1 protein-coding gene is annotated in these 929 nt (G+C 73.8%); it reads right to left on the bottom strand.

Features of this window, described 5'->3' with window-relative positions:
- Positions 1-606, bottom strand: a 606-nt coding sequence (locus FV229_RS26995) for an ImuA protein (protein WP_187275311.1), incomplete at its 3' end; no start/stop codon positions are given.
- Between the last annotated feature and the right edge of the window lie 323 nt (positions 607-929).

The following is a 929-nucleotide window of genomic DNA, read 5'->3' as shown; positions in this document are numbered from 1 at the left end:
GCGCGCCGCGCCGCCGGCCGCGATCCGCCAGCGCGTCGCCGCGCCGTTCGGCAGGGCGGCCCGGAAAGGCCGCAGGATCAGCAGAAGGGGCGGCGCGGTGCCGAAGGACCCGGCGGCCAGCTGCAGGCGGCGGCCCGGCTTCAGCGGAAGCCCATCCGCGACGAGCCCCGCCACCGCCGCGAGCTGCCCGGCCCGCAGTGTGTCCTCGAGGGCGCCGAACACGGCGGCGTCCGCCTCGGCCTCGAGCAGCAGCAGGCGCCCTGGATCGAGCCCGAGGCCGACGAGGCCGTGGCCGTAGGGAATCGGATGGCCGGGGGCGACGACGAGGAGGGCATCCCCGGCCGCGCGCGCGAGATGGCGGGCGACCAGCGCCAAGACGAAGCCCAGGGCCGAGGCCTCGTCGCCCGCGCCTTCGGGGGCGATCTCGTGGAGGAGGCCGAGGCCGAGGCCGCCTCCGGGAAGCCGCACATCGAGGTCGGCGACGCCGAAGGGGAGCACGCCGCCCACATCGGGCCGGCGCTCCGCGTCCAGGCGCACCGGCAACGCGGCGATCCGCTCCGCCGGGGAGGGCGGCCGTTCCTCCGGTTCTTCACGCGAGGGCTTCATCCCGATCCAGCTCTGACATGACGTCAGATAGGAACAAAACAAGAACATTTTCAAACGGTTTCGGAGCCCCACGAAATAGTCTCGCTTGCGCAGCGGCTTGGCCTGTGGACGGCTGTGTACGAGGCGACGACCGCCGTCCCGAAACCCAGGGTTGACCCCGGCGGCGGCCAAGCGGCAATGTCCCGCCGCCGCGCGATCCGGCGGTAGGAATCGTCCGACCATGACCCTTCGTCTCGTGCGCGCCGCCACGTTGCTCGTCGGCTGTCTCGTCCTCGCCGGGGCCGCCGAGGCCCAGCAGCGGGGGGGGGCCCGGGCTAGGACGA

The sequence above is a fragment of the Methylobacterium sp. WL120 genome, assembly GCF_008039465.1.
Classification (GTDB): domain Bacteria; phylum Pseudomonadota; class Alphaproteobacteria; order Rhizobiales; family Beijerinckiaceae; genus Methylobacterium; species Methylobacterium cerastii.
Note: the sequence above shows the minus strand (reverse complement) of the source record. Positions and strands in the feature narration are given on the sequence as shown.